This is a genomic window from Streptomyces fagopyri (assembly GCF_009498275.1).
Lineage (GTDB): Bacteria > Actinomycetota > Actinomycetes > Streptomycetales > Streptomycetaceae > Streptomyces > Streptomyces fagopyri.
On the sequence record NZ_CP045643.1, the window covers coordinates 8,623,816 to 8,649,532 of the forward strand.

Sequence of the window (25,717 nt, forward strand, 5' to 3'; positions counted from 1 at the left end):
TTCTCAGAGGCCTTCGGCGAGACGGGCGACCGCCGCCATCGGCACCGGCAGCCAGTCGGGCCGGTGCCGGGCCTCGTACAGAACTTCGTACACGGCCCGGTCCGTCTCGTACGCGCGCAGCAGCTCGGGCTCCTCGTGCGGGTCCCAGGCCGCCGCGGCCGCGTAACCCGCTCCGTACGCCTCCCGGCAGCGGTGCGCCCACTCCGGGCGCCAGGGACGGCGGGAACGTGCGGCGTAGTCGAAGGAACGCAGCATGCCCGCGACATCGCGGACGGGTGACTGCGGTCGCCGGCGCTCGGGTACCGGACGGGCCGGCTCGCCCTCGAAGTCGATGACCGACCACTGGCGGCCTGCCCTCAGCACCTGTCCGAGGTGGAGATCGCCGTGAATCCGCTGCGCCGGTCTGGCTGCCGCGTCGAGCGAGGCGAGGGCGTCGAAAGCGGAGCGCAACCCCGGTACGAACGGGCCGAGTTCGGGTACCGCGCGGGCGGTTGCTTCGAGGCGCTCGCTCATCGCGGCGGCGAGCCGGTCGTTCTGGAGCGGGCTGGGTGTGTCGACGGGGAAGGCCGTCGCCAGCGCCAGATGCACCTCGGCGGTGGCCCGGCCCAGTTCGTATGCCTCCTCGGTGAACTCCCGTTCCGAGGCGAGTGACCGCAGCGCCAGCGTCCAGCCGTCCGAGGCTCCCGGCAGGAAGGGCTGGAGCACTCCCAGCGTCGCCTCCCGCGGATGAGAGGTGCCGAACCACGCCGCGGGGGCGGGTACCCGGGTGCAGCCCATCCGGGCCAGTGCCCACGGCAGTTCCAGGTCCGGGTTGATTCCCGGCTGGACACGGCGGAAGAACTTCAGGATGAAGGAATCCCCGTACACGAGCGAGGAGTTCGACTGTTCGGCGTCGAGGAGTCGGGGAGCGAGTCCGGCCGGGACCGTCACGCGTGCGTCGCGCTCGAAGAGCAGCGGTCCCGCCGCCCCCGGAGTACGCAGATGTTCCAGGAGCAGCCCCGTGGCCCGCGGGTCGTGGAGCGCGTCGTAGACACTCATATCGGCCAGCGGTCCGGCGCTCGCGCGGCCGATGAAGGCATGGGCGAGCCGGGGAGGCAGGACCTTCCGCGCGCCGAGGAGGAGCTGATAGCAGTCGTCGGCCGGGGCGGTGGCGGATCCGCTGTGGGTGGTACGGCCCAGGTGTTCGGTGTGTACCAGCAGATGCAGGCAGCCCGGGTACAGCTCGGTCGACGACGCCACGCGCAGACCGGTGACGGGGCGTCCTTTGCCCGCGAACCAGCGTTGCCGCGGCAGCCACTCCCGCAGCAGGTCACCCAGGGAGGTGAGCAGCGCGGCGGGGGCGTGGCGTCCCGGACGGTGCAACGCGGTCCTCGGCATGGCGGCACGTCCTTTCAGAGGCAGGCGATCTTTACCGGGCGAAGGGTCAGGACCGTTTGACGGCGCCCGGGGCGACCGCGTGCCGGAGCCGGAACCAGTAGAAGCCGTGGCCTGCGAGGGTGAGCAGGTAGGGGAGTTCACCGATGGCGGGGAAGCGGACTCCGCCGATGAGCTCGACGGGGTGACGGTCGTTGAAGGCCCGCAGGTCGAGTTCGGTGGGCTGGGCGAAGCGCGAGAAGTTGTGCACGCACAGGACCAGGTCGTCCTTGTATTCCCGCAGGAAGGCGAGGACGGCGGGGTTGGAGGAGGGGAGTTCGGTGTAGGAGCCGAGGCCGAAGGCCTTGTTCTGTTTGCGGATCTCGATCATGCGGCGGGTCCAGTGCAGCAGTGACGAGGGGGAGGACATGGAGGCTTCGACGTTGGTGACCTGGTAGCCGTAGACGGGGTCCATGATGGTGGGCAGGAAGAGGCGGCCGGGGTCGCTGGAGGAGAAGCCGGCGTTGCGGTCGGGGGTCCACTGCATGGGGGTGCGGACGGCGTCGCGGTCGCCGAGCCAGATGTTGTCGCCCATGCCGATCTCGTCGCCGTAGTAGAGGATCGGGCTGCCGGGCAGGGAGAGCAGCAGGGCGGTGAAGAGTTCGATCTGGTTGCGGTCGTTGTCGAGCAGGGGGGCGAGGCGGCGGCGGATGCCGATGTTGGCGCGCATGCGCGGGTCCTTGGCGTATTCCGCGTACATGTAGTCGCGTTCCTCGTCGGTGACCATTTCGAGGGTGAGCTCGTCGTGGTTGCGCAGGAAGATGCCCCACTGGCAGTTGTTGGGGATCGCGGGCGTCTTGGCGAGGATTTCGGAGACGGGGTAGCGGGACTCGCGGCGTACGGCCATGAAGATGCGCGGCATGACGGGGAAGTGGAACGCCATGTGGCACTCGTCGCCGCCGGAGGGGAAGTCGCCGAAGTAGTCGACGACGTCCTCGGGCCACTGGTTCGCCTCGGCCAGCAGCACCGTGTCCGGGTAGTGCGTGTCGATCTCCTTGCGCACCCGCTTCAGGAACTGGTGAGTGGCGGGGAGATTCTCGCAGTTGGTGCCTTCCACTTGGTAGAGATAGGGCACGGCGTCGAGACGGAACCCGTCGATGCCGAGATCCAGCCAGAACCGCAGAGCCGCCAGGATCTCCTCCTGCACGGCGGGGTTCTCGTAGTTGAGGTCGGGCTGGTGGGAGAAGAAGCGGTGCCAGTAGTACTGCTTGCGGACCGGGTCGAAGGTCCAGTTGGAGGCCTCGGTGTCGACGAAGATGATCCGGGCGTCCTGGTACTGCTTGTCGTCGTCGGCCCAGACGTAGTAGTCGCCGTAGGGGCCGTCGGGGTGGGAGCGGGACTCCTGGAACCACGGGTGCTGGTCGCTGGTGTGGTTCATGACGAAGTCGATGACGATGCGCATGCCGCGCTGGTGGGCGGCGTCGACGAACTCGACGAAGTCGGCGAGGTCGCCGAATTCGGGGAGTACGGCGGTGTAGTCGGAGACGTCGTAGCCGCCGTCCCGCAGGGGGGACTTGAAGAACGGGGGCAGCCAGAGGCAGTCGACGCCGAGCCATTGCAGGTAGTCGAGTTTCGCGGTGAGGCCCTTGAGGTCACCGACGCCGTCGCCGTTGCTGTCCTGGAAGGAGCGGACCAGGACCTCGTAGAAGACGGCGCGCTTGAACCATTCGGGGTCGCGGTCCTTGGCCGGAGTGTCCTCGAAGGTGTCCGGTACGGGCTCGTTCATGATCATATGGTGAGTGACCCTCCGATCTGTGGTGCCGGTCCGACGGCGAGCACATGCGCACTGCCCGGTTCCAGTCGCACGAAGTTGGTGCTGCCCCAGTAGTACGTCTCGCCGGTGAGCTCGTCGCGCACCGGCACGCACTCGTTCTGGTCCAGGCCGAGGCGCGGCATGTCCAACGAGACCGTGGCCTCGTGGGTGTGGTGGGGGTCGAGGTTGACCACGACCACCACCGTGTCCGGGCCGGTGCGCTTGCTGTACGCGATCAAGGCATCGTTGTCAGTCCGGTGGAAATGAAGGTTGCGCAGGGCGCGCAGAGCGCCGTGACGCCTTCGGATCCGGTTCAGGCTCGTGATCAGCGGTGCGATCGTCCTGCCCTCACGTGCGGCCGACTCCCAGTCACGCGGACGCAGTTGGTACTTCTCCGAGTCGAGGTACTCCTCGCTGTCCGGCCCGGTCGCGGTGTTCTCGCACAGTTCGTATCCGGCGTAGACGCCCCAGGCGGGCGACAGGGTGGCGGCCAGGACGGCCCGCGCCTCGAAGGCGGGCCGTCCGCCGTGCCGGAGGTAGCCGGGCAGGATGTCCGGGGTGTTGACGAAGAAGTTGGGCCGCATGAAGGCCGCCGTCTCGCCGGACAGCTCGGTGAGGTACTCGGTCAGCTCCCGCTTGGTGTTGCGCCAGGTGAAGTACGTGTACGACTGCTGGAAACCGACCGTCGCCAGTCTCTCCATGATCGCGGGCCGGGTGAACGCCTCGGCCAGGAAGATGACGTCGGGATCCTTGCGGTTGATCTCGGCGATGACCCGCTCCCAGAAGACCACCGGCTTGGTGTGCGGGTTGTCCACACGGAAGATCCGCACCCCGTGGTCCATCCAGAACCGCAGCAGCCGCACGCACTCGGCGATCAGCCCCGGCATGTCCTCGTCGAAGGCGATCGGGTAGATGTCCTGGTACTTCTTCGGCGGGTTCTCCGCGTACGCGATCGTGCCGTCGGCGCGGTGATGGAACCACTCCGGGTGCTTCTCCACCCACGGATGGTCGGGGGAGCACTGCAGCGCGAAGTCGAGGGCGACTTCGAGACGCAGGTCCGCCGCCCGGCGTACGAAGGCGTCGAAGTCGTCGATGGTGCCGAGGTCCGGGTGGATCGCGTCGTGCCCGCCCTCCGGCGAGCCGATCGCCCACGGCACCCCGACATCGTGACGGCTCGCCGACAGACCGTTGTTGGGACCTTTGCGGAAGGTCGTGCCGATGGGATGGATCGGCGGGAGGTAGACGACGTCGAAGCCCATCTCCGCGATGGCGGGCAGACGTTCGGCGGCGGTCCGGAAGGTGCCGTGGACCGGCGGGTCCAGCTGCCCGCTCTCCGAACGCGGGAAGAACTCGTACCAGGAGCCGTACAGCGCCCGCTCACGCTCCACGAGCAGAGGCAACGGCAGTGAGTGGGAGACCCGTTCGCGCAGCGGGTGCGCGGCCAGGACGGAGGCCACCTCCGGGGCCAGGGCGCCCGCGAGACGGGCGGCCGGCGGCTGCGACGCGTCGCGCAGGCCTTCGGCCGCGGACCGTACCGCCGACCGTCCGGCCGGGTCCGGTACGCCGGCCGCGGCGCGCTCGTACAGCACCGCGCCCTCCTCCAGGATCAGCCCCGTGTCGACGCCGGCCGGGACCTTGATGGCGGCGGTCAGGCGCCAGGCGGCCACCGGGTCGCTCCAGGACTCCACCAGGTACGTCCAGTGGCCCACGGCATCCGGCGTGACCTCGGCGCCCCAGCGGTCGGAACCCGGGGTGAGTTCGCGCATGGGGGTCCAGGGACCGGCCAGCCCCGTCGGATCGCGCAGCACGACATTGGCGCCGACCACGTCGTGGCCCTCACCGAAGACGGTCGCGGTGACCTGGAAACTCTCCCCGCAGACCGCTTTGGCGGGGCGGCGCCCGCACTCGACCACCGGGTGCACGTCGACGACCGGGATCCGGTCGGCCGCGGTGGGGTCGATCGGGTCACGGCCGTCGGCCGGGTGTGCGTCCATGTCCATCGCCTCCGCCGTTCTCGATCGAGCCTGCCGTTCAGAGCTGTTCGGGATCGTCCCGATCACTGTCCCGTCTCAGGGACACCCCCCGGCCCCCCGGCCCGCTCCACGGGCCGGAAGGCCGTGACCGGCCCGGGAGTTCGCCCACCGCGCGCACCCGGCGCGGGCCTGGTCGCCGAGGCCGACGCGGCCGAGGCGGCGGACGACGCCGGTGAAGCGCCCGAAGCCCGCGCACCGCCCCGCAGATAGTGCTCGGCGGCGTCCACGGCCTCCCGCGCGCAACGCTTTCCCATCAGTACGCACAGGGTGTACCCCGAGTTCTCGAAGTTTCCCCGCACCGCGTGGTCCATGGGGGCCACGAGCAGCAGACGTTCCCAGGCCCGGTATTGCTCCAGATGCCTGGCGACCTCGGCTTTGGCAGGCAGCAGCATGGCGCTGGTCACCTTTCCGCTCCAGGACGGCGCACGGGCCCGCCCGGCTCATGCGGGGCGGGCGTGTACAGAGGGGCGCCGGCCTGTCACCGAGGCCGGCGCCCTCACTCATGGTGCCTGTGTCACCACGAAGCGTCTTGTTGGCTCTTCAACTACGCCGGGAGTCGTGCAGGAGTGCTCTCGTGTTGCACGAACGGAGTAGCACTCGCATCCTTGGACTTACTCAGGAGCGACCAGCGCTCACGCTTCGTGTTCGGGGCTCGTCCGGAAAGGACGAGAAGGAGCGGGAGCTTCGCCGGTGAGGAGCCAACGAAGATGAAACCTGCAGTTCCCTGCTACTACCACCTCGACGTCGAGGTCAGCCCGGACCGAGTGGGACAGGTCAGACGCATTCTGGCCGCCCATCTCCGGTACTGGAACCTCGAGTTCCTCGTCGAGTCCGTCTGCCACTGCGCCGAGGCGCTGCTGGACACCATCGCCCAGCACTCGGCCGACAAGAACACGACCGTCGAGATGTGGTGGAACGGCAAGCACCTCATCACCGCCGTCTCGGACAACGACCAGGACATCCGCCCGCACAACGCACCCCAGGGCTGTCTCGCACGCATCGCCGCCCTGAGTGACAACTGGGGCTGCTGTGCGACGGGCGCCGGCGGAAAGATCATCTGGTTCTCCTGGCGGGCCCGTTCCGCCGAACGTGCGCCACTGGTCCCGGCCGGCCCCGTGCCGAGCCTGCGGGAGGCGTGCCGGATGCCCCGGGCGCTGTCGTTGCCCGTGCCCGCCTTCGCGGCGGCCCGGGAGGACACCGGGACCGTGATCACCGTACGGTGATCAGGTGCGCACCTGGACCGGACGCCCGTACCCGCTGGGGGCGTCATACGACGGCGAAGGCACCAACTTCGCCCTGTTCACCGAAGCCGCCGAACGGGTCGACCTCGTTCTCGTGGATGACGACGGAGCCTCGCGCACCGTCACGATGACCGAGGTCGACGGCTATGTGTGGCACTGCCGGCTGCCCGACGTCGGGCCGGGGCAGCGTTACGGCTACCGGGTCCACGGACCGTGGGACCCGGCGGCCGGAGACCGGTGCAATCCGGCGAAACTGCTCCTCGACCCCTACGCGAAGGCGGTCGACGGACAGATCGACAACGACGCCTCGCTCTACGAACGGGCGGCCGACGGGCCCGATCCCGCGGACAGCGCCGGGCACACCATGCTCGGAGTGGTGACCGATCCGGCCTTCGACTGGGGTGCGGACCGTCCACCGTTGCGGCCGTACGCCGAGACGGTGATCTACGAGGCCCATGTGCGCGGTCTGACCCGCACCCACCCGGACGTCCCCGCCGAACTGCGCGGCACCTACGCGGGTCTGGCCCATCCGGCGGTCGTCGGGCATCTGACCTCGCTCGGTGTGACAGCCGTCGAGCTGATGCCGGTGCACCAGTTCACCCAGGACGGCTTCCTGCGGGACAGGGGCCTGTCCAACTACTGGGGCTACAACACGATCGGCTTCTTCGCCCCGCACCACGCCTACGCGGCGCACGGTACCCGCGGCGAACAGGTCACCGAGTTCAAGTCGATGGTCAAGGCGCTGCACGCGGCGGGCCTGGAAGTGATCCTCGACGTCGTCTACAACCACACCGCCGAGGGCAACGAGAACGGCCCGACGCTCTCCTTCCGCGGCATCGACAACGCCTCCTACTACCGTCTGGTGGAAGGGGACGCGGCGCACTACTACGACACCACCGGCACCGGGAACAGCCTGCTCACACGGCACCCGAACGTCCTGCAACTGATCATGGACTCGCTGCGGTACTGGGTGACGGAGATGCACGTCGACGGATTCCGGTTCGATCTGGCGGCCACGCTCGCGCGGCAGTTCCACGACGTGGACCGGCTCTCGGCGTTCTTCGACCTGATCCAGCAGGACCCGGTCGTCGGACGCGTGAAGCTGATCGCCGAGCCCTGGGACCTCGGCGACGGCGGCTACCAGGTCGGCAACTTCCCACCCCTGTGGTCCGAGTGGAACGGCAAGTACCGTGACGCGGTACGGGACTTCTGGCGCGCCGGCGAGCACACACTCGGTGAGTTCGCCTCCCGTCTGACCGGTTCCGCCGACCTCTACCAGCACGACCGGCGCCGGCCACGCGCCGGGATCAACTTCGTCACCGCGCACGACGGATTCACCCTGCGCGACCTCGTCTCGTACGACGACAAGCACAACGAGGCCAACGGCGAGGGCGGCCGGGACGGCGAGAGCGTCAACCGCTCCTGGAACTGCGGTGCGGAGGGCCGCACCGACGACGAGGGAATCCTCGAACTGCGCGCCCGCCAGCAGCGCAACCTGCTCGCCACCCTGCTCCTCTCCCAGGGCATCCCGATGCTCGCGCACGGCGACGAACTCGGCCGCACCCAGCGGGGCAACAACAACGCCTACTGCCAGGACAACGAACTCTCCTGGATCGACTGGCGACTGGACGGCGAACAGCGCGAACTCATCGAATTCACCCGGCGCGCCGTCGCGCTGCGTGCCGCCCATCCTGTCCTGCGCCGCCGCCGGTTCTTCCTCGGCGACACGGTCACGCACGAGCGTCAACCGCTGCCCGACCTGGTGTGGCTGCGCCCGGACGCGCACGAGATGACGGATGCGGACTGGCGTCGCGCCGACGCACACGCCCTCGCCGTCTTCCTCAACGGCGACGCCATCGCCGAGCCCGACCCGTACGGCGGTCCGGTGGTCGACGACTCCTTCCTCCTGCTCCTGAACAGCTACTGGGAGCCGGTCGTCTTCCGCCTTCCGGGCGCCGAGTACGCCGAGCGGTGGACGGCACGGATCGACACCGCGGATCCGGCGGTCCTGCCCGACGAGCGGGAGCGCAAGGCCGACACCGACGTCCGGCTCGAAGCCCGCAGTCTGCTGCTGCTGTCCAGGGCTCCCCGGGCCGCCGACGCGGGCTGAGGCGGCCGGGCCGGAGCAGAACGGGCGCGATACACCCGTCGGAGGGACACTGGAACCAGCGCCCCGCTCACCGGGGCCCCACAACCGGCCCCGGACCCGGGGGGACGCACATGTCCATCACGCCGGCACAGGCCGCGCGTCAGGAGCTGACCGGATTCGAAGGCGGGCTGATCGGACCAGACGACCCCGGATACGACAGGGCGCGCTCCGTCTACAACGCCATGATCGACCGGCGACCCGCCCTGGTGGCTCGCTGCACCGGCCCCGAGGACGTCTCCTCCGTCGTCGGCTTCGCCCGTGACCACGCCCTGCTCCTCGCCGTGCGCGGTGGGGGCCACCACGGCGCGGGCCTGGGAGTCTGCGACGACGGCGTGGTCCTGGACCTCGCACCGCTGAGAGGCGTCGAGGTCGACCCGACGGCCCGCACGGCACGCGTCGGCGGCGGTTGCGTGTGGGGCGAGGTCGACCGTGCCACCCACGAACACGGCCTGGCCACGCCCGCCGGCATCGTCTCCACGACGGGAGTCGGCGGCCTCACGCTGGGCGGTGGCCTCGGGCATCTCACCCGCGCCCACGGGCTGACCGTCGACAACCTCCTGGAGGCCGACCTCGTTCTGGCGAGCGGCGAGCGGGTGCGGGCGAGCGCCACCGAGAACCCCGATCTGTACTGGGCGATCCGCGGAGGCGGCGGCAACTTCGGAGTGGTCACCTCGTTCCTCTTCCGGCTGCACGAGGTGAGCACGGTGGTCGCCGGCCCCACCTTCTGGCCCGCCGAACTCGGAGCCGAAGTCCTCACTGCCTACCGCGACTTCATCCCGCACGCCCCCCGTGCGCTGAACGGGTTCTTCCTGTTCGGACGCGTCCCGCCCGCCCCGCCGTTCCCCGAGGACCTCCATCTCCGCGGGGTCTGCGGCGTCATGTGGTGCCGGGTCGGGGACGACACGCAGCTCGCCGCGGCGGAGATGGCGCCGCTGCTCGCCGCGCTGCCCGCGCCGCTGTTGCACGCCCCGGCGCCGATGCCCCACCCCGCACTGCAGTCCACCTTCGACGCGGTCTATCCGCCCGGCGATCAGTGGTACTGGCGCGCGGACTTCGTCGACGAGATCCCCGGTGAGGCCATCGAACTGCATGCCAGGTTCGGTGCCCAACCGCCGACCTGGAAATCGGCGATGCATCTCTACCCGATCGACGGCGCCGTCCACGACCTCGCGCCTGCGGACACCGCCTGGGGCTACCGGGACGCGGGCTGGGCCTCCGTCTTCGCGGGCGTCGACCCCGACCCGGCCAACGCGGAACTCGTGAGGCGCTGGAGCGTCGAGTACTCCGACGCGCTGCACCCGTACTCCGCGGGGGGAGCCTACGTGAACATGATGATGGACGAAGGGGAGGAGAGAGTGCGGGCCGGCTACCGCGGGAACCACCCCCGCCTCGCCCGGGCCAAGGCCGCCTACGACCCGGCCAACCTCTTCCGCGTCAACCAGAACATCCAACCGGTGCAGGACTCCTGACGCGCGGTCCGCAACAATCCCGCCTGATCGGGGCGGGCCGGTCGTACTCACGCGCCGCGTCGCGTTGGTCCGTCACGCGGGTGTTCGTCGGCCGGCCGTCGATCCGCCTGTGCGCGCTCCTGGTCGCCGGCGGATGTTGTGCCGGGGGGTTCGTGTGCGGGAAGGCCGATGCCCTGGAGGTCGAGGGTGATGACGGGGACGTGCTGGGCGAGGGTGCGCAGAGCGCGTTCGTATCCCTCGGCGGCCTCGGCGTCGTCCGTCCCGCCCATCACGTGCAGGAGGGCGCCGTCACGTTCCGCCACCGCCTCGGCGAAATCGAGGGCCTGGATCCAGGTCACCCGGGAGCGCCCGCGGCGCAGCGGTCCGTAGACCAGCTCATGGACCAGACTGCCGTCCACGGCCAACCGGCCCGGTGCGGCCAGGAGTTCACGGTACGGCTGGGTGGGGTCCACATGGTGCAGCGGCCCCCGCGCGCGCCGGACGAGGAATCCCTGGCGGGCCAGTTCGGCGATGAGGGCGCCTCGGCCGATGCCGTCGGGACCTTCGACGACCAGGGTCCGGCACTGCGCGAGAGCCAGGCGGAGCGCCGGGTGGAGGGCGTGCAGCGGAGCTTGGTGGAGGGTCATCCCCGCACCTCGGGACAAGGGCCGGTGCGCATGCCGCTCCCTCCAGGAGGACCGATTCCCCCAGTCTCGCCGGACAGCCCGCACGAAGGGAGTGTGCGGGCGGGCTGTCCGGTTGTACGGGCGTAGTGGTGCGGCCTTCGCCGACCCGTACGAGCGCGGCGCCGTACCCGAACGCCCGTGACGGGCAGGCCACATGGAGGGGTCGGCGACGGGCCGCGTCGCCCTTGCGGTCCGGTACGAGGAATACATCAGAACGCCGGTTGCGTGCCGAGCCCGGCGGAGACCATAGTGATCGAGTGCCACGCCGCTCAGCCAACAACACGTTTGCGTAACTGTGCTGCACAACAAGGCAGTTGACGTTCCGCCAGCTGGGAGGCGGCACCGCAGGCGACCGTGATGCGAGACCTGGAGCGCCACCTTGACCGACGGACGAGCAGGAGGCGCGGCCAAGGGCCCCGCCGGTGCCAACGCGGCACTGGCGGCAGCCCTGAAGGACGCGGGCTGCTCCTACGCCTCCCTCGCACTGCGGGTCAACGAACTGGGCCGCCGCCAGGGCATCGACTCCAACTACGACAAGGCATCGGTCACCCGCTGGTTACAGGGCCAGCAACCGCGGGGGACCACACCGGGACTGATCGCCGCCGTGCTGTCCGAACGGTGCGGTCGTCCCGTGTCGCCCACGGAACTCGGCTTCCACTCCGATCAGCGGCGCCCGGTCGCGGGCCGGGCACTCGTCTACGGCGAGGATGTGGCGGAGACCCTGCACACGCTGGCCGAGTTGGGATCCACGGACATCTCGCGACGCAGCCTCCTCGGCACGGTCCCCTTCGTCGCCTCCGCGCTGACGAGCCCCCAGCGCGACTGGCTGCTGTGGCTGTCGGAACAGCGGGACGGTCTTCGGCCCACGCCGGTGGCGAGCGCCGGGCCGGTCGAGCAGGTGCACGCGATGATCTCGATGTTCGACCGGATGGACAACCACTACGGCGGCGGCGGGGTACGGAGCAGTATCGTGCACTACCTCTCCACCGAGGTCGTACCGATGCTCCAGCGCCGCGGGACACCACCGTCCCAGCAACGCCAGTTGTACGCCGCCGCCGCGCGCCTGGCCGCGATGGCCGGCTGGAGTTCGTACGACGCGGGGGAGTACGGCCTCGCGCAGCGCTACATGACCCAGGGGCTGCGGCTGTGCGCCGAGGGCCGCGACCGGGTCCTGGGCGGGCAGATACTGGCCGGGCTCTCGCATCTGGCGACCAGCCTCGGCCGTCCTGACGAGGGAGTGGCGCTGGCCCGGGCCGGTGTCGCCACCGCGAAGGGATCGGGCAGCCCCCTCGGACTGATGCGGCTGTACGCCATGTCGGCGCGCGGACACGCGGCCCAGGGGCACTCGGGCGAGACGTCCGAGGCGCTGCGGCTGGCGGAACGACAACTGGACGCGAGCCGGGGAGCCGCCCAGGAATCGGTATGGGTGCGCTATCTCGACCACCACTACCTCCAGACCGAAGCCGCCCTCTGCTTCCGTGACCTCGGCCTCGCCGCGCAGGCGGAGCGCACGGCGAGTGAGTCACTGGGCGCCAACGCGGACCGGCGCAGACGCCAGGCCATCAGCCGGTCGGTCCTGGCCACCGCCCACCTCCAGCAGGACAGGCTCGACGAGGCGGTCGGCACCGCCACCGAAGCGCTCGACACGCTCAGCACGGTGCACAGCGAACGCTCGATCCAGGCACTGCGCGACTTCCGCAGGCGCCTGGAGCCCCGTCGCCATGAACCACTGGTGCAGGACTTCGAACGCAGGTCACGGGGCGTGCTCGGGGCGGCCGCGTGACCGGGAAGCCGTGCGACCGGTGGCCTGGGGAGGGTCGGGCCCGAGATGCGGGGCCGGCACTCGGCCCGGGATGAGCGCGTCCCACTGACGGGAGCGACGGACGGACCGGCCGGGTGACACACACCACCGGCGTTGCGCCCCCCGGCGTCGCCGACTCCTGGGCCGTCGGCCGGTTCAGTAGCCGTCCGGCGAGGGGGCGTTCTGGGCGCGGTCGACGGGCAGGTGGGCGCCGGAGATCCCGCTGGACCAGTCCGACAACAGGAACGTCACCACGCGGGCGACCTCCTGCGGTGCCACCGGCCGGCCGGTCGGCAGCTCGGCCGCCACGAACCCTGCGAAGGTCTCGGGGTCCTCCCGGCGCATCCGGTCCCAGCGCCTGCCGGGGATGAGCATCGAGCCGGGCGAGACGGCGTTCACCCGGATGCCGTCCGGACCGAGCTCGCGGGCGAGCGAGGCGGCCAGCTGGATCTGGGCGGACTTCGCGACCCCGTACTGGACCGGCGGACCTGGCTTCCAGCCGGAGATCGAGGAGACCACCACGACCGATCCGCCGCCCGCCGCGCGCAGCGGTGGCACCGCGGCCCGGATCAGGCGCGCCGCATGGCCGACGTTCGCCTCCCAGGTCGCCGACCAGTCCGCGGTGTCCGTCGTCTCGAAGCGGCCGCCGCGGGAGCCGCCCGCACAGGCCACCACTCCGTCGAGTCCGCCGAAACGTTTCGCCACGGCCGCGACGAAGCTCTCCAGATGCTCCGGCTCGGTGATGTCGAGCGCCCGGGTATACACGGGGGAGTCGAGGGACCGCGCCAGTACGTCCAGGTCCAGAGCGTTGCGCGCGCAGGTCGCCACCCGGGCACCCTCGGCCGTGAGAAGCCGCACGATCTGCTCACCGAGACCTCGGGTGCCACCGGTGACCAGGACGCGCTTGCCGCGTACGCCGGACCACCCGGTGCCATCGGCTGCGCCCGCCGCCGTCCGGACCCCGCTCACGTTCCTCACGGGCTCGAACATACATCCCGCACCACTACGGCCCCGCAACCGGACAACCCCGATACCCCCTGGTCGGCCCCCGCCTGCGCCCTGTTGGCTGCTGGAGCAGCCAACGCGCACGTCCCCCACCCGAGCTGCGCACGGAGGAGGATCGATGACGGCGTCCAGGGTCCCGCGCCACGAGCCGCCGCACGAAGCCCCCGTGCCGTCCGGCCTCGCGTCCACGAGCGGGGGCAGGTCCCGCGACCCCGCCGTGTTCCCCGAGGCCCCGCCCAGTCTCCTGCGGGCCACGGTCCCCGCCCAGGCCTCACGGGCGGCCGGTGTACGGACGCTGGTCACCGAGTGCCTCACCCACCTGCGGCTGTCGCCCGAGCCTCTCGACAACGCTGTCCTCGCCTGCGGCGAACTGTTCGCCAACGCGGTCGGGCACGGCAGTTCGGGCCCCGCCGACACGATCACCGTCACCCTCGAACGCGTGGGGCGCGAACTGCGGGTGACGGTCGCCGACTGCTCCGCCGCCCTGCCGCGGGCACGGATCACGGACCTGGCCGCGGAGTCGGGACGCGGTCTGGCCATCGTGGCCGCGCTGGCCGACGACTGGGGCATCGCACCGCCCGACCCCGGGACCACGGGCAAGAAGGTGTGGTTCACGCTGGTTCTCCACGGCATGCCGTGAGGAGGCCGGCCCGGCCCTGGGCCTGGGACGCGCCTGCGGCGCAGGCGACTTCCTGCCGCGATCGCCTGCGGCGGAGGCGGGTCGACGGGCCGTGTGGCCATCAACGGCTGCATCAGTGCCCAGCGGGGATCCGCCGGCAGCATCATGACGCGTGGGATCACGCCGTACATCAAGGCGCGCAACACTGGAACGAGAGCGCCCGTCCTCCGCGCAGATCTGGCGACGGTCAACCGGTCGACGCGCTCGTCTGACGACGGCCCATCGGGCCGCATCCGCTCCGACGGTGAGACTCAGATGCGGACGCCGAACTGGAAAGGCATGTTGCCGATCGACTCGTAGCGGACGACGGCACCGGTGTGCGGGGCGTGCAGCACCTGACCGCCGCCCGCGTAGAGCCCGACGTGGTGCTGGTCGCCGTAGAAGATGACCAGGTCGCCGACCTGCAGATCGCTCTGCGAGTAGATGCGGGTGCCCGCGTTGGCCTGGGCCTCCGAGGTGCGCGGGATGGAGACATCGGCCTGGGCGTAGGCCCAGGAGGTGAGACCCGAGCAGTCGAAGGTGGTCGGGCCGGAGTGACCGTAGATGTACGGCGCTCCGATCACGCTCTCGGCGGCGGCGTACGCGGCGGCGGCCCGCCCGGAGGCGGCCTTGGTGTGTCCGAGATCGACGCGCTCACTGGCGCGGGTGGCGCGCTCCTGCTCCTGGGCTGCGAGCGCCGCCTTCTCCTTGGCCGTCAGGGAGTTGAGGAGCTTCTGCGCGGAGGCGAGCTTGCCCTGGACATCCTGCTTCTGCTTCTTGAGCTCGGCGCGGGTGTCGGAGAGGTCCTTGAGCTTCGCGGACGCTTCCTGACGCTGCTGGGCGAGCTCGCGCTGCTTCTCCTGGACCTTCTTCAGCGCCTCGACCTGCTGACTGCTCAGCTGGTCCATCGCGGACGCCTTGTCCAGGAAGTCGTCCGGGTTCGAGGAGAGGAACAGCGCCACGGAGGGGTCGATGCCACCGGTGCGGTACTGGGCGCTGGCCATCGAACCGAGGCCGTCGCGCAGCTCGTTGAGGTCTTCCTGGCCGCGGGCGACGTTGTCCTGCAGGGTGCTGATCTGCTTCTGCAGCTTGTCCTGCTTCTCCTTGGCCCCGTCGAGCTTCTCGGTGGCCTTCTCCGCCTGCTCGTAGAGCGCGTCGACCTTCGCCTTGACCTCGTCCTTGCCCGGCTTCTCGCTGGGCGCGGCGTTGGCGGCGTTGGCGCTGAGGACCACGGCGGCTGCCGCGGCGGTGGTGAGCACGGTCACACGGGTGCGGCTCGGCTGCTTGGGTCGACGGTGGGACGCCACGAAGGCGAGCTCCTTCTTCCTCCAGCCGCCTGCCGAGACGCCGACGGGCGGTGCCCCTCCGCCGTCACTCCCGACGAGTGAACACACGAGCAAAGGTTCGGATATCAACTCTAGTGACCCGGTCGTGATCAGAGCAAGTGGCGTTGTGACGCCTGTTGTTGTGTGACGGGGGCGGGTCATGTCTCGCCATGGATCGTTTTGGGCGGATAACAGGCGTGGGTGAGCATCCGGCTGCGCACTCGGACATCGGTGTCCACGGCCACCGCGGTGAGATCGTCCGCGGTCTTTCGTACCCGCGCGTACTCCTGGGTGACGTGCGGTCCGGTCCGTGGCTGTGGCTCACCTTCCGCGGTCGGGCCCCGGAGTGGTCGGGTGCTCGTGAAGGTGGGCCCGCAGGGAGAGGGCCCACCGATCCGCCTGGTCGGCGGTCAACCGCTCCTGTTCCGGTCGACGCAGCAGCTCGAAGACGCGCGGCCCACGATGCCCCGGTCGCAGATCCGCCATGCGCGGCACGATGTGGAAGTGAACGTGCGCGAAACCCTCTGCTTCGGCGAACTGGACGACGTAGGTCTTGACGCAGCCAGTCACGCTTCTCAGCGCCCGGGAGAGCCTGACCTGCCACACTCCCAAGGCGGACGCCTCCGCGTCGGTGAGGTCGTGAACCGCGGTGACGTGGCGACGCGGAAGCAGTACCAGCCAGCCGCCCATCGCGGTGTCCATGGCGTGGGCCACCCGCCAGAGACGGTCGTGCACCACGCACTCCCGTGGCGGGAGGTCGTCGAACTCCGCTTCCTTGCCGCACGCGTAGCATTCGGGAGTCGCCATGGACCGAGAGCGTAGAACCGCACCGTTTTCGGGGCGAGTTCCGGCAGGCGGCACGACTCCACCACCCGGGCGCCGGAGGGGTCACCGACCGGCCGCGCCTCCGCACCGGTCCGGGTGAATCCGTACGTCCTCGCCGCTCCTGCTCGCCGTGCCGCGAACGACCCCGGGCACTTCTGCGCGGGCATCCGGTGCCGAGGGCTACAGGGAGTGACTCGGTACGCCGCCGACGACCGGCCGGCGCCGGACCCTGAGGAACAGCGCGACTCCAGCGGCGAGGGCGAAGAGGCCGGCGGCCAGCAGGATCCACGGGTCGAGCAGCCCCTCGGTACAACTCTGCCCACCGGCTGAGGAGGTGCAGTACGTACCGGGACCGTTTCGATCGAGGTAGGCGAGAAGGAGCAGCGGCAGGCCCGCACTTGATACCAGCCCCGGCAGGCACCGAAGTGCCCCGCGTCGCGTCGCCAGCACCACGGTGCCGATCAGAGGGATCGGCAGGATGAAGATCCCGATCGACAGGACGGTCAACAGGGCGAGCAGGTAGGCGGCCCCGGTCAGGAGCCATCCGGTGAAGTACAGCCAGTCTCGTCTGCCGCTGGTCATTCCGACTCCCTCTGATTGAAGGCGACTACGGGGGATCCAGCGCCGTAAGACGGTGGTTGGGGCATCCTTCGACCGCGTCTTGAGTGTGCTCCTGTCGGCACGAGAACGCTGATCGCAGCGGCGGCGAACTGTCGTGGGTACCCTCGTCCGGCTCGGCGCCGCCGAGACCGTTGCCCTGCGCCGGGTGTCAACGTCCGTGCGTCGCCCGCTCGTTCCCGTCCGGACCGGGCGCCCGGGAACCGACCGCGGCCTGCCCGGATTCCGCTGTGCCCGCGGCCAGAAGGCGGAGTCCCCGCTTCGACCGGCTGCCGGGCCGGCCGGCCCGCTCATGAGAGACGCGGCCGGCCCGCCACACGGCTCAGCCGAGTACCCGTACCGTCTCGTCGAACAGCCGACGGGCCGGCGCGGGGTCGATCGCGTACGGTGCTACCCCGCTCCTGCCCGGCGCGGGGTCGGGCTGGACCGGCGCGACGGCGACGTCCTCGAAGTACCGGCCGGTGATGTCCTTGACCAGCGGGGAGGCGGCGAGCAGTACCGAGGTGGCCGCACCCTGCTCCGGCGTTTTCCAGCCCGGTGGCACGTCGAGAGTGGTGCCCGTGGAGTCCTTGGCGCCGACGAACGTCAACTGGTCGTCGTCGAGGTGGCGTTGCAGGTTGGTCATGATGCCCCCCGGGTGCAGTGAGTTGACCGTGATTCCGTCGCGGGCCCACCGTTCGGCCAGGGCCACCGTGAACAGTACGACGGCGGTCTTCGACTGCGCGTAGGCCGTCCAGGGCTCGTACGGCCGCCGTTCGAAGTGGATGTCGCCGAAGTCCACGGGGGCCATCAGGTGGGCGGAGGAGGCGACTTGGACGACACGGCTCGACTCCGCGGACGCCAGGGCTCCGTGCAGGCCCAGCGTCAGGGCCGCGTGCCCCAGATGGTTCGTGGCGAACTGGCTCTCCCAGCCCTCCGGGGTCCGGACCAGGTCGGGCAGGGCCATGATCCCGGCGTTGTTCACCAGGATGTGGAGCGGTCCCGTCCACGCGGAGGTGAAGTCCGCGATGCTGTCGCGGTCCGCGAGGTCGAGCCGGGCGACCCGCACGGCGTCCGCACGGCTCACCGCGCGGATCTCGTCGGCGGCCCGTCGCGCGGCTCCCGGGTCGCGCACGGCCAGCGTGACGTCCGCACCCGCCTCGGCGAGGGCACGGGCGGTCACCAGGCCGATCCCTGACGCGCCGCCGGTGACCACGGCACGGCGGCCGGTGAGATCGACTCCGGCGATCACGTCGTCGGCCGTCGACAGAGCGGTGAAGGGGAGGGAAAGCCGGCTGGTCATGGTGGGTTCCTCTCGGGCGGTGCGGTGACGAGGCAATCTCCGTGTCCGTCCGCGCGCCAGGACGGAGGCAGAGACGGTGACGGTGAAGGAGGTAGGGGGTAAGGGGTGTCAGAGGGTCTCGAAACATCCAACTGGATGGTTTATTCCTACACCGCCCACCCGGGACCGTCAAACCATCTGGTTGTTTTAGGATGGCGGGCATGAGTTACGACTCCTCCGCCACCCGCGCGCGGTTGCTGACCGCGGCGTACGACGAGTTCGTCCGCGTCGGGTTCGCGGGGGCGCGGGTCGACCGCATCGCAACCGCCGCCTCGGCGAACAAGCAGGCGATCTATGCCTACTTCGGTTCGAAGGAAGCCCTGTTCGACGCGGTTCTGGCCGACCGGCTCCGCGTTCTGGCCGACGTGGTGCCGTTCACACCGGACGACCTGGCCGCGTACAGCGGCGCGCTGTTCGACGCGCTGACGGCCGACCCGGGACTGCAACGCCTCACCCAGTGGAAGATGCTGGAACGTCCCGAGGCCTCGGACCAGGAGCGAGAGGCGCACCTGTCCAAGGCCGCGGCCGTCGCCGAGCGCTACGGCGTCGGCGTTCCGGTCGCGATGGACGCGATGATGATCGCGCTTGCGGCGGCCCAGAGCTGGAACATGACCGCCTCCGTGATCCGTGACCCCTTGGCGGGCGATCCGGGGAAGCGGATCGCGGGCCACCGCGCCGCCATCGTCGCGGCCGTCGCCGCGGCCACCACCGCTCTGCTCGAGGGGCCGGGCGCCGACGGGCGGGAGTGACCAGGATCGGGGACCGATCGATCTGATGCCGATGCTGAGCGGTCAGGGGCAGGGGCGCGGCGGGGGCGGGGTGGCGCGGACGGTCGGCGCCTGGTGCGGAGGTGCCCGCCGCCCGTCGGTCCCGGCCGGTCGGCCGGATCACACCTCAGCCCGGGCCTCCAGGGTGGCCATGCCTTGGCCCCGGCCGTCGGCCTGCCGGTGAATGCTGCCGTTGCCCAGGCGCTGGACGGTGACCATGGCGGCGTCGTCGTTCAGGCCCATGTTCCCGCCCACATGAGCGGTCAGACCATCGAGAATGTACGGGAGGAGCTCATCCCGCTCCCTGCCCGGCCAGCCGGCGATCCGGGCCTCCAGGTCGAAGAAGGTGCCTTTCGGGTCACGGGCTTCGATGACACCGTCGGTGTAGAGGAGCAGCAGCGCATCCTCGGCCAGTGGCAGCACGGTGGTGGCGTACCCCTGGGTGCCGGTGCTGTTCAGCCCGAGGGGCGGTGCGGGCCGCAGGGCCGGAACGGACCGGACCGTGTCTCCGTCGACGAGGAAGGGGGGAGGGTGGCCGCAGTTGATCATCCGCACGCATGAACCGTCCGCGGGTATCTCCAGCAGGAGCGCGGTGATGAACCGCTCCGCGACATCGGGGTCGGTGGCGGCCACTTCCTCGAAGTGGGCCTGCACGGCTTCTTCGAGGAGGGCCATGAGCGTGACCAGAGACGTTGTCCGGCGGGCTGAACTGCGGAATGCCCCGAGAAGCGCGGCCGCGTCGTCCACCGCCGCCAGTCCCTTTCCCTTGACGTCCCCGATGAGGAAGCGGACGGCGCCGTCGGTGCGGGCGACGGCGTACAGGTCACCCCCTACGAGGGCCTGGGGGTGGGAGGCGCGGTACTCCGCCCGGATGCGCAGCGAACCGATGGACGGTGGCATCGGACGTATCAGGACGCGTTGGACGGCCTCGGCGACGGCCCGTACTCCCAGCAGTTCCCGCATGGACCGTTCCCGCAGGGTGCGAAAGGTGATGACGCACAGCGAGACGAGGGCGATCGCCACGAGGTGAACGACGAACGTGGAGGTACCGAAGAGCCCGTCGTGTCCGTCGAGCACGACGCATGCCGCACAGGAGAGACCGGCGATCGCCGCGGTGACTCGCGCTCCGGCGAGTGCGGCCGTCGCCGCGGGAACCGTGGCCATGAGTGAGCCGAGGTGTTCCGATGTGGGCAGCATGAAGCCGAAGCCCAGAATCGCGGCGATCATGGCGATCGCGAAAAGGAACGGTCCGTAGCGGCTGGCGGTCACGGCATGCCCCGCGGCCCTGATGCGGGCCGATCGCGCCGTGCGGGGAGGTGCCCCGCGGCGCGTCGTACGGGTGAGGCGCGGGAACCAGGTGGTTCGGGCTGGAGGTCGCGGGGTCTGGTCGAAGCGGGTGATCCCGGTGCGGCTCCGACCGTGCTCAGAGCGGCCCTCGCGGACTCTGCGTACGACGATGCCCAGCATGCTTCACCATCATTGTCTCCGCTGTGTCGAGCCTTGGGGCGACCGTCGTGCGCGGAGAGAACCGTGTGCGCACAGGCGTACGTCCAGGTGACCGGAAGGGTGGCAGCGCCTTCTCCGTGCTGCTCGACTTGGGCTGTGGCGTCCGTCCCGCACGCTCACTCGGGAGACGGCAGGTGGGCCGCTTCCGGTGTGGGGCGAACGCCCTTGCGGGGCCGCCGTACGTCATCGCCGCCGGGTGGGCTTGCGCTCCCCGGACCGGGCCACCGGACAGCCGGCGGCTCGGCATGCCCTGGCGTGCGGAGCCTCATTCCGGCCAAGGGTAGAGCCGAAGGGTGGACTTGCGCAACAAAAGTCAGTATTTGTCTGCTGTATACATTTTGCGCGATCTCGCCTGGTGTGAAGCAATTCGGGGCGTTGGCCTGGCCGAGTCGGGCGATGCTGCCGGCGCCGCCGCTTGCACCGGTGGGTGGGCCGCGCGAAACGGCTCGTGGACCGGGGGTGCCCGCCGCGCATCCTGCTGCGCCCATGGGCTTTGCCGACGGTGGTCTATTATAGATGTCAATCAGCATGTAAGAGGAAGGGTGGGTGCTCGCATGAGCCGTGTATCCAAGGTTCAGGCCGAGGAGAACCGGGCCAGTGTCGTCGCTGCGGCCGCTCAGCTCTTCCGTGAGCGGGGTGTGCAGGGCGTCAGTGTCGCGGATCTGATGAAGGCCGTCGGTCTGACGCACGGCGGGTTCTACAAGCAGTTCGCTTCGAAGGACGCGCTGGTGACCGAGGCCGCCGAGCGGGCGTTCATCGACAGGGACGCCTATCTCGCGGGCCTGGACGAGGGGCATCCCGACCGGGTTGGCGCGCGTAAGGCCATGGTGGAGGAGTACCTGTCGCCCGAGCACCGCGATGATCCGGGCACGGGGTGTCCTTCGGCCGGCTTCGCCGGTGACCTGGCGCAGGCCGCGTTCGAGGGGAACGTCTCCTCGCAGCAGGCCTACGCGGAGGGTGTGCAGCGGTTCGCGGACTGGATGACCGAGGGCGAGGACGACGGGCTGGTCGCGACGTGCACCCTGGTCGGGGCGATCCTGCTGGCCCGGGCCACGTCGTCCACCGAGATGTCGGACGAGATCCTGCGGGCGGTCCGCGACTCCATCGGCGAGTCCCTGACGTAGGGCTTGTCCTACGGACCACGCCGAGGTCGGCGCGAGGACGCGCGTACTCGTCTCGGGATCACCGTGGGTGTGGGTACCAGGGCTGGATCGCGGCCAGGGGGGCGGTGGGTGGTGACGTCGGGTCGGTTCGACCGCGGGGGCCCGTCCATGGGATCAGGGTGCACGTCGGCCGGGCCCTCGGCTCTCCGCTCAGTGGCCGTGTCGTGCACGAGGCTGCCGGGTGGCGGAACGCGGTCAGCCGCGTAAGCGGACGAGACAATCCCGGCGACGTCGGCGGCCGTCCCCGGGATACTCGTCGCCCATGGATGAGGTCGAAGTCGTCGTCGCCCATTCCGAGCGCGCGACCCTGCGCGTCGGCGACGTGTTCCTGAAGGTGGACGTCGATCAGGCGCGTATCGACGTCGAGGTCGAGGCGATGGCCCTGGCGCCGGTTCCTACCCCGGAGGTCCTGTGGCGCAGGCCGCCCGTGCTCGCGATCGCCGCGCTCCCGGGGGCGACGCTCGGGCGGCTCGGCGGGCCGTCGACGGGGTCGCCGGCGGCGTGGGCCGCGGCGGGCGCCGCCATCCGGAAGCTGCACGACGCGCCGCTGCCGGAACGGGTCGGCGGGGCGGGGCGGAGCATCGTCGCGCTGGCGGCGGAACTCGACGACGAGTGCGAGTCGCTCGTGACGAACGGCGTCCTGCCCGCCGGGCTGGTCGCCCGCAACCGCCAGGTCGCCGAGGCGGCGCTCCGGCCGTGGACCCCGGTGTTCACGCACGGCGACCTGCAGATCGCGCACGTCTTTGTCGACGGTGGCGAGGTCACCGGCATCATCGACTGGTCCGAGGCGGGCCAGGGTGACGCCCTGTACGACCTCGCCACCTTCACGCTCGGACACGAGGAGCGCCTCGACGAGTCCTCGCCGGTTATGGCACCGAGGTCGACCTCGACGTGATCCGCGCGTGGTGGTCGGTGCGAAGCCTGCTGGTGGTTCGCTGGCTGACCGAGCACGGCTTCGACCCGTTCGCGCCGGGCTGTGAGGTCGACGTGCTGAGGTCCCGGATGTGACGTGGGCGAGCCCGACTGCTCCGCATGCGTTCTGACGTACGGCGTTGATGCCTGGGGCGGTCCGGTGGCCGGCCGCGCTCGGCGTGGATCGGTGGACGGCTCCGCATGACGGTGACGGCGATGACGTGACCGGGGGTGAGGGCCGTTTGCCGTTCTTAGATGACAGTAGTAATCTAAGAGGAGCCGCCTCGTCCGCCGGGGGTCACGCCGTGGCCGTTCGGGCCGGCGACGTGGAAGTGGGGCGCGGTCGAACCGCCCCCGCTGGTGGCATCAACCACACAGTGAGGAACCAAGCATGACCACGATCCTGATCACGACGGCTGCCGGTGAGACCGGTCGGCCGATGGTGGACCACCTGCTCAAGGAGGGATTTCACGTACGGGCGATGGTCCGCACGGACGACGAGCGGGCGCAGCGGCTGCGGGACAAGGGTGCCGAGGTCGTCTTCGGTGACCTGCTCAACTTCCGTGACGTCCGTACGGCCCTGAAGGGTGTGAGGCGCGCGTACTTCAACTACCCCGTCGGCGAGGGGCTGGTGGAAGCCGCTGTGATGTTCGCGCAGGCCGCCCGGGAGCAGAACCTCGAGTACGTGGTGAACATGTCGCACATCCAGTCGCGTCCCGACGCGCGCAGCAAGGCGACGCAGAACCACTGGCTCGCCGAGCAGGTCTTCGACTGGTCCGGAGTGCCCACCACACACCTGCGGATCACGTTCTTCACCCAGTGGCTGCTCTACATCTCCGGACTGATCCGCTACGGCCGTTACGTCATGCCCTTCGACGCGGAAAGCCGCTTCGCCCCGATCACCGGCCACGACATCGCCCTGACGGCCGCGAAGCTGTTCGCCGAGCCCGCGGAGCACATCGGTCGGGCGCTGACCCTCACGGGTCCGGTCGAGTACAGCCACGAGGAACTCGCGGCCGAGGTCGGCCGGGTCCTGGGCCGCGACCTCCCGTTCGAACGGGTCACGGTGGCGACGTTCCTGGAACTGATCGGCATCCCGGACGACATCGCCAAGCTCAAGCACTTCGAGGCGGTCACCATCGACCAGCAGGAAGGCCGCCTGGCCGGCGTCACCGACACCGCCCGCCGCATCACCGGACAGTCCCTCCAGACGGTCGAGGACTTCATCGACGAGCACCGCTCGCTGTTCGAACTTCCCTACGTCACCAGGGCCGCATGACGGATGTGTCCCGCGCGGGGACGAACGGGCGCCCCTCCACAACGGCGCCTGTTCGTCCCCGCGCGCGTGACCGGCCCCTCGGCGGGCGCGTAGGCCCGTCGTGTGGCGACACGGCCGGCCGGTCCGTACGCCGGTCGGCCGCGCCGGTTCTTCCCGTCGCACCTTCGCGGATCACGTCCGCTGATGTACGTGTCGTCCGCGCCCGGGAGTGACCCACCCGATCCGCAAGCGGCCGCGGCCCGCAGACGCCGGTCCGCAGACGTCGGTCCGCCGCATCTCACGGGCCGCCGACCGACCGCGGATCACCAGCACCGTGGATCACCAGCACCGCGGATCACAGCGGCGGCAGATCATCCCGGCCGGCGAGCAGACGGCCGGTCGTACGGCGGGTGTGCTCGCTACATCTTCGGCGCGGTCGCTTCCGTGATCGCCGCGAGCGCGCGTTCCATGTCCGCCCGTGTCGTGCGCCAGTTGCTGAACGCGGCGCGGAGGGCGGGCACGCCTCGGTAGGAGGTCGGGGTGACGAAGGCCTCACCGGTGGCGGCGACGGCCTGGACGGCGGCTTGGACGGCCTGCGGGGTGGGGGAGCCGGCGAGGGTGAAGCAGACGACGTTGAGCCGGACGGGCGCGAGCAGTCGCAGATGAGGGACCTCGGCGAGGGCGTCGCCGAGGCCCACGGCCAGGGCGGTGTTGCGGGCGACGATCTCGCGGTGCCCGTCACGCCCGTAGGCCACCAGGGAGAACCAGGCCGTCAGGGCGCGCAGCCGACGGGAGTTCTCCGGTGTCAGGTGCAGGAAGTCGGGGTCGGGCAGAGCGGGAAGACCCAGGTAGGGCGAGGAGTTGTGAAAGACCCGGGCCTGGAGGTCCTGCCGTCGCGTGAACACGACGGCGCTGTCGTAGGGCACGTTGAGCCACTTGTGCAGGTCGACGCAGACCGAGTCGGCGGCGTCGAGTCCGTCGGTGAGGTGTGCGTGCGAGGGAAGCAGCGCGGCGAAGGCGCCGAAGGCGGCGTCGGCATGGAGCCAGAAGCCGTAGCGGTCCTTCAGCGCGGCGATGGCACGCAGGTCGTCGAAGTCGACGGTGTCGACGGTTCCGAGGTTGGCCACGACGATGGCCGGGCGGCCGTCCAGACCCTCCAGCTCGCGGGCGAGCGCCGCGACGTCCACGGCTTCGCGGTTGCCCGGCAGGAGCGGCGTCCGGCGCACGGCGGCGCGCCCGAACCCCAGGACGGAGGCGGCCTTGCCGATGCTGGAGTGCGGTGCTCCGGAGAGTACGGTGACCGGTCCGAGCGCGGCCGTTCCGTCCTCCGACACCGATACGTTCCGCTGTTCGCCCAGCCACTCCCGCGCGACGGCCAGGCCCACGGTGTTCGACATGGTCGAGCCGGTGACGAAGGCGCCGCTGTGCGCGGCGCCGAGTCCGAACAGTTCACGCAACCAGGTCAGCGTCTGGCGTTCGAGTGCCGCCGCGGACGAACCGCCGCCGCCCCCGGCGTTCTGGTCGTAGACGCTGGTGAGCCAGTCCGCGGCGATCGAGGCGGGCGTCGCGCCGCCGGTCACGAACCCGAGATAGCGCGGACCGGCACTGCCGGAGAACCCGGGTGCCCACTGCTCGGCGAACCGGGCGAGCGCTCCCTGGGCACCGGAACCCTCGGCGGGCAGCGGTTCCGGCACCGGTGCGAGGCGGGGCTGCCAGGCGGGCCGGTCGTCGAGGCCGGCCAGTTCACGGGAGGCGAGGCCGTGCACGGACTGGAGCAACTCCGCGAGACGGGCGCGGTCTTCGGCGAGTGTGGGATGCATGGGGATCCTTCGACG

At 70.4% G+C, this 25,717-nt stretch carries 20 protein-coding genes and 1 pseudogene; 9 read left to right on the forward strand and 12 right to left on the reverse strand.

Features of this window, described 5'->3' with window-relative positions; all coding sequences use genetic code 11:
- Positions 1-3 precede the first annotated feature (3 nt).
- The 4 genes from GFH48_RS37285 to GFH48_RS37300 all read right to left on the reverse strand — a co-directional run bounded on the left by GFH48_RS37285 (position 4) and on the right by GFH48_RS37300 (position 5,591).
- Positions 4-1,377, reverse strand: a complete 1,374-nt coding sequence (locus tag GFH48_RS37285) for a maltokinase N-terminal cap-like domain-containing protein (RefSeq protein ID WP_153292467.1) — start codon at positions 1,375-1,377, stop codon at positions 4-6.
- Between the two features lie 46 nt (positions 1,378-1,423).
- Complete coding sequence (gene treS, locus GFH48_RS37290; protein ID WP_153292468.1) at positions 1,424-3,145, reverse strand: maltose alpha-D-glucosyltransferase; 1,722 nt, start codon at positions 3,143-3,145, stop codon at positions 1,424-1,426.
- Positions 3,142-5,160 carry an alpha-1,4-glucan--maltose-1-phosphate maltosyltransferase gene (locus GFH48_RS37295; RefSeq protein ID WP_153292469.1) on the reverse strand — a complete coding sequence of 673 codons (2,019 nt, stop codon included), beginning with the start codon at positions 5,158-5,160 and terminating at the stop codon, positions 3,142-3,144. Before GFH48_RS37295 ends, treS begins: the two co-directional genes overlap by 4 nt.
- Positions 5,161-5,222: 62 nt before the next feature.
- Entirely contained in the window at positions 5,223-5,591 is a 369-nt protein-coding gene (locus GFH48_RS37300) for a DUF5133 domain-containing protein (RefSeq protein ID WP_153293311.1), read from the reverse strand.
- 315 nt (positions 5,592-5,906) lie between these two features.
- Between GFH48_RS37300 and GFH48_RS37305 the strand changes: the two genes are divergently transcribed.
- From GFH48_RS37305 to GFH48_RS37315, 3 genes are all read left to right on the forward strand, one after another.
- The gene (locus GFH48_RS37305; RefSeq protein WP_153292470.1) at positions 5,907-6,422 is read left to right on the forward strand and encodes a pep a2; all 516 of its coding nucleotides are present in this window, start codon (positions 5,907-5,909) and stop codon (positions 6,420-6,422) included.
- Between the two features lie 4 nt (positions 6,423-6,426).
- Complete coding sequence (gene glgX, locus GFH48_RS37310) at positions 6,427-8,550, forward strand: glycogen debranching protein GlgX (protein ID WP_153292471.1); 2,124 nt, start codon at positions 6,427-6,429, stop codon at positions 8,548-8,550.
- Between the two features lie 110 nt (positions 8,551-8,660).
- On the forward strand, positions 8,661-10,058 hold the full coding sequence (locus GFH48_RS37315) for an FAD-binding oxidoreductase (protein ID WP_153292472.1): 1,398 nt from the start codon (positions 8,661-8,663) through the stop codon (positions 10,056-10,058).
- A gap of 47 nt (positions 10,059-10,105) precedes the next feature.
- Here GFH48_RS37315 and GFH48_RS37320 read toward each other — a convergent pair whose 3' ends face one another.
- Positions 10,106-10,684, reverse strand: a complete 579-nt coding sequence (locus GFH48_RS37320) for a hypothetical protein (RefSeq protein WP_153292473.1) — start codon at positions 10,682-10,684, stop codon at positions 10,106-10,108.
- A gap of 418 nt (positions 10,685-11,102) precedes the next feature.
- On the opposite strand from GFH48_RS37320, the gene GFH48_RS37325 reads away from it, so the two are divergent.
- Positions 11,103-12,506 carry a hypothetical protein gene (locus GFH48_RS37325; RefSeq protein WP_153292474.1) on the forward strand — a complete coding sequence of 468 codons (1,404 nt, stop codon included), beginning with the start codon at positions 11,103-11,105 and terminating at the stop codon, positions 12,504-12,506.
- Between the two features lie 174 nt (positions 12,507-12,680).
- Here the strand turns inward: GFH48_RS37325 and GFH48_RS37330 are convergent, their stop codons facing one another.
- Positions 12,681-13,502 (reverse strand): SDR family NAD(P)-dependent oxidoreductase, encoded by an 822-nt coding sequence (locus GFH48_RS37330; protein ID WP_322747016.1) that lies wholly within the window; start codon positions 13,500-13,502, stop codon positions 12,681-12,683.
- Between the two features lie 145 nt (positions 13,503-13,647).
- Between GFH48_RS37330 and GFH48_RS37335 the strand changes: the two genes are divergently transcribed.
- Complete coding sequence (locus GFH48_RS37335) at positions 13,648-14,169, forward strand: ATP-binding protein (protein WP_153292476.1); 522 nt, start codon at positions 13,648-13,650, stop codon at positions 14,167-14,169.
- A 290-nt stretch (positions 14,170-14,459) separates the two neighbouring features.
- Here the strand turns inward: GFH48_RS37335 and GFH48_RS37340 are convergent, their stop codons facing one another.
- The 4 genes from GFH48_RS37340 to GFH48_RS37355 form a co-directional block, all read right to left on the reverse strand.
- Positions 14,460-15,494, reverse strand: coding sequence for a C40 family peptidase (locus GFH48_RS37340; RefSeq protein ID WP_153292477.1), 1,035 nt, complete (start codon positions 15,492-15,494; stop codon positions 14,460-14,462).
- Between the two features lie 339 nt (positions 15,495-15,833).
- Complete coding sequence (locus GFH48_RS37345; RefSeq protein WP_153292478.1) at positions 15,834-16,319, reverse strand: HIT family protein; 486 nt, start codon at positions 16,317-16,319, stop codon at positions 15,834-15,836.
- Positions 16,320-16,517: 198 nt separating this feature from the next.
- A complete protein-coding gene (locus GFH48_RS37350) occupies positions 16,518-16,919 on the reverse strand; it encodes a hypothetical protein (RefSeq protein ID WP_153292479.1) in 402 nt (133 codons plus the stop codon).
- A 358-nt stretch (positions 16,920-17,277) separates the two neighbouring features.
- Positions 17,278-18,237: an SDR family NAD(P)-dependent oxidoreductase gene (locus GFH48_RS37355; protein WP_153292480.1), complete on the reverse strand. Its 960-nt coding sequence runs from the start codon at positions 18,235-18,237 to the stop codon at positions 17,278-17,280.
- A gap of 200 nt (positions 18,238-18,437) precedes the next feature.
- Between GFH48_RS37355 and GFH48_RS37360 the strand changes: the two genes are divergently transcribed.
- Positions 18,438-19,025 carry a TetR/AcrR family transcriptional regulator gene (locus GFH48_RS37360; RefSeq protein WP_153292481.1) on the forward strand — a complete coding sequence of 196 codons (588 nt, stop codon included), beginning with the start codon at positions 18,438-18,440 and terminating at the stop codon, positions 19,023-19,025.
- Positions 19,026-19,163: 138 nt separating this feature from the next.
- Here GFH48_RS37360 and GFH48_RS37365 read toward each other — a convergent pair whose 3' ends face one another.
- On the reverse strand, positions 19,164-20,312 hold the full coding sequence (locus tag GFH48_RS37365; protein ID WP_194280787.1) for a PP2C family protein-serine/threonine phosphatase: 1,149 nt from the start codon (positions 20,310-20,312) through the stop codon (positions 19,164-19,166).
- A 791-nt stretch (positions 20,313-21,103) separates the two neighbouring features.
- Here GFH48_RS37365 and GFH48_RS37370 point away from each other — a divergent pair.
- From GFH48_RS37370 to GFH48_RS37380, 3 genes and pseudogenes are all read left to right on the forward strand, one after another.
- Positions 21,104-21,673: a TetR/AcrR family transcriptional regulator gene (locus tag GFH48_RS37370; RefSeq protein ID WP_153292483.1), complete on the forward strand. Its 570-nt coding sequence runs from the start codon at positions 21,104-21,106 to the stop codon at positions 21,671-21,673.
- A 301-nt stretch (positions 21,674-21,974) separates the two neighbouring features.
- Positions 21,975-22,720 (forward strand): annotated as a pseudogene (locus GFH48_RS37375) (phosphotransferase family protein).
- Positions 22,721-23,015: 295 nt separating this feature from the next.
- Positions 23,016-23,903 carry an NmrA family NAD(P)-binding protein gene (locus GFH48_RS37380; RefSeq protein ID WP_153292484.1) on the forward strand — a complete coding sequence of 296 codons (888 nt, stop codon included), beginning with the start codon at positions 23,016-23,018 and terminating at the stop codon, positions 23,901-23,903.
- A gap of 398 nt (positions 23,904-24,301) precedes the next feature.
- Here GFH48_RS37380 and GFH48_RS37385 read toward each other — a convergent pair whose 3' ends face one another.
- Positions 24,302-25,702: a pyridoxal phosphate-dependent decarboxylase family protein gene (locus GFH48_RS37385; protein ID WP_153292485.1), complete on the reverse strand. Its 1,401-nt coding sequence runs from the start codon at positions 25,700-25,702 to the stop codon at positions 24,302-24,304.
- Between the last annotated feature and the right edge of the window lie 15 nt (positions 25,703-25,717).

What these genes read in the sequence shown, in the direction of transcription:
- GFH48_RS37285 (WP_153292467.1), bottom strand. Translation starts at nt 1,377, where the DNA reads ATGCCGAGGACCGCGTTGCACCGTCCGGGACGCCACGCCCCCGCCGCG.
- treS (WP_153292468.1), bottom strand. Translation starts at nt 3,145, where the DNA reads ATGATCATGAACGAGCCCGTACCGGACACCTTCGAGGACACTCCGGCC.
- GFH48_RS37295 (WP_153292469.1), bottom strand. Translation starts at nt 5,160, where the DNA reads ATGGACGCACACCCGGCCGACGGCCGTGACCCGATCGACCCCACCGCG.
- GFH48_RS37300 (WP_153293311.1), bottom strand. Translation starts at nt 5,591, where the DNA reads ATGCTGCTGCCTGCCAAAGCCGAGGTCGCCAGGCATCTGGAGCAATAC.
- GFH48_RS37305 (WP_153292470.1), top strand. Translation starts at nt 5,907, where the DNA reads ATGAAACCTGCAGTTCCCTGCTACTACCACCTCGACGTCGAGGTCAGC.
- GFH48_RS37315 (WP_153292472.1), top strand. Translation starts at nt 8,661, where the DNA reads ATGTCCATCACGCCGGCACAGGCCGCGCGTCAGGAGCTGACCGGATTC.
- GFH48_RS37320 (WP_153292473.1), bottom strand. Translation starts at nt 10,684, where the DNA reads ATGACCCTCCACCAAGCTCCGCTGCACGCCCTCCACCCGGCGCTCCGC.
- GFH48_RS37335 (WP_153292476.1), top strand. Translation starts at nt 13,648, where the DNA reads ATGACGGCGTCCAGGGTCCCGCGCCACGAGCCGCCGCACGAAGCCCCC.
- GFH48_RS37345 (WP_153292478.1), bottom strand. Translation starts at nt 16,319, where the DNA reads ATGGCGACTCCCGAATGCTACGCGTGCGGCAAGGAAGCGGAGTTCGAC.
- GFH48_RS37350 (WP_153292479.1), bottom strand. Translation starts at nt 16,919, where the DNA reads ATGACCAGCGGCAGACGAGACTGGCTGTACTTCACCGGATGGCTCCTG.
- GFH48_RS37355 (WP_153292480.1), bottom strand. Translation starts at nt 18,237, where the DNA reads ATGACCAGCCGGCTTTCCCTCCCCTTCACCGCTCTGTCGACGGCCGAC.
- GFH48_RS37360 (WP_153292481.1), top strand. Translation starts at nt 18,438, where the DNA reads ATGAGTTACGACTCCTCCGCCACCCGCGCGCGGTTGCTGACCGCGGCG.
- GFH48_RS37370 (WP_153292483.1), top strand. Translation starts at nt 21,104, where the DNA reads ATGAGCCGTGTATCCAAGGTTCAGGCCGAGGAGAACCGGGCCAGTGTC.
- GFH48_RS37380 (WP_153292484.1), top strand. Translation starts at nt 23,016, where the DNA reads ATGACCACGATCCTGATCACGACGGCTGCCGGTGAGACCGGTCGGCCG.
- GFH48_RS37385 (WP_153292485.1), bottom strand. Translation starts at nt 25,702, where the DNA reads ATGCATCCCACACTCGCCGAAGACCGCGCCCGTCTCGCGGAGTTGCTC.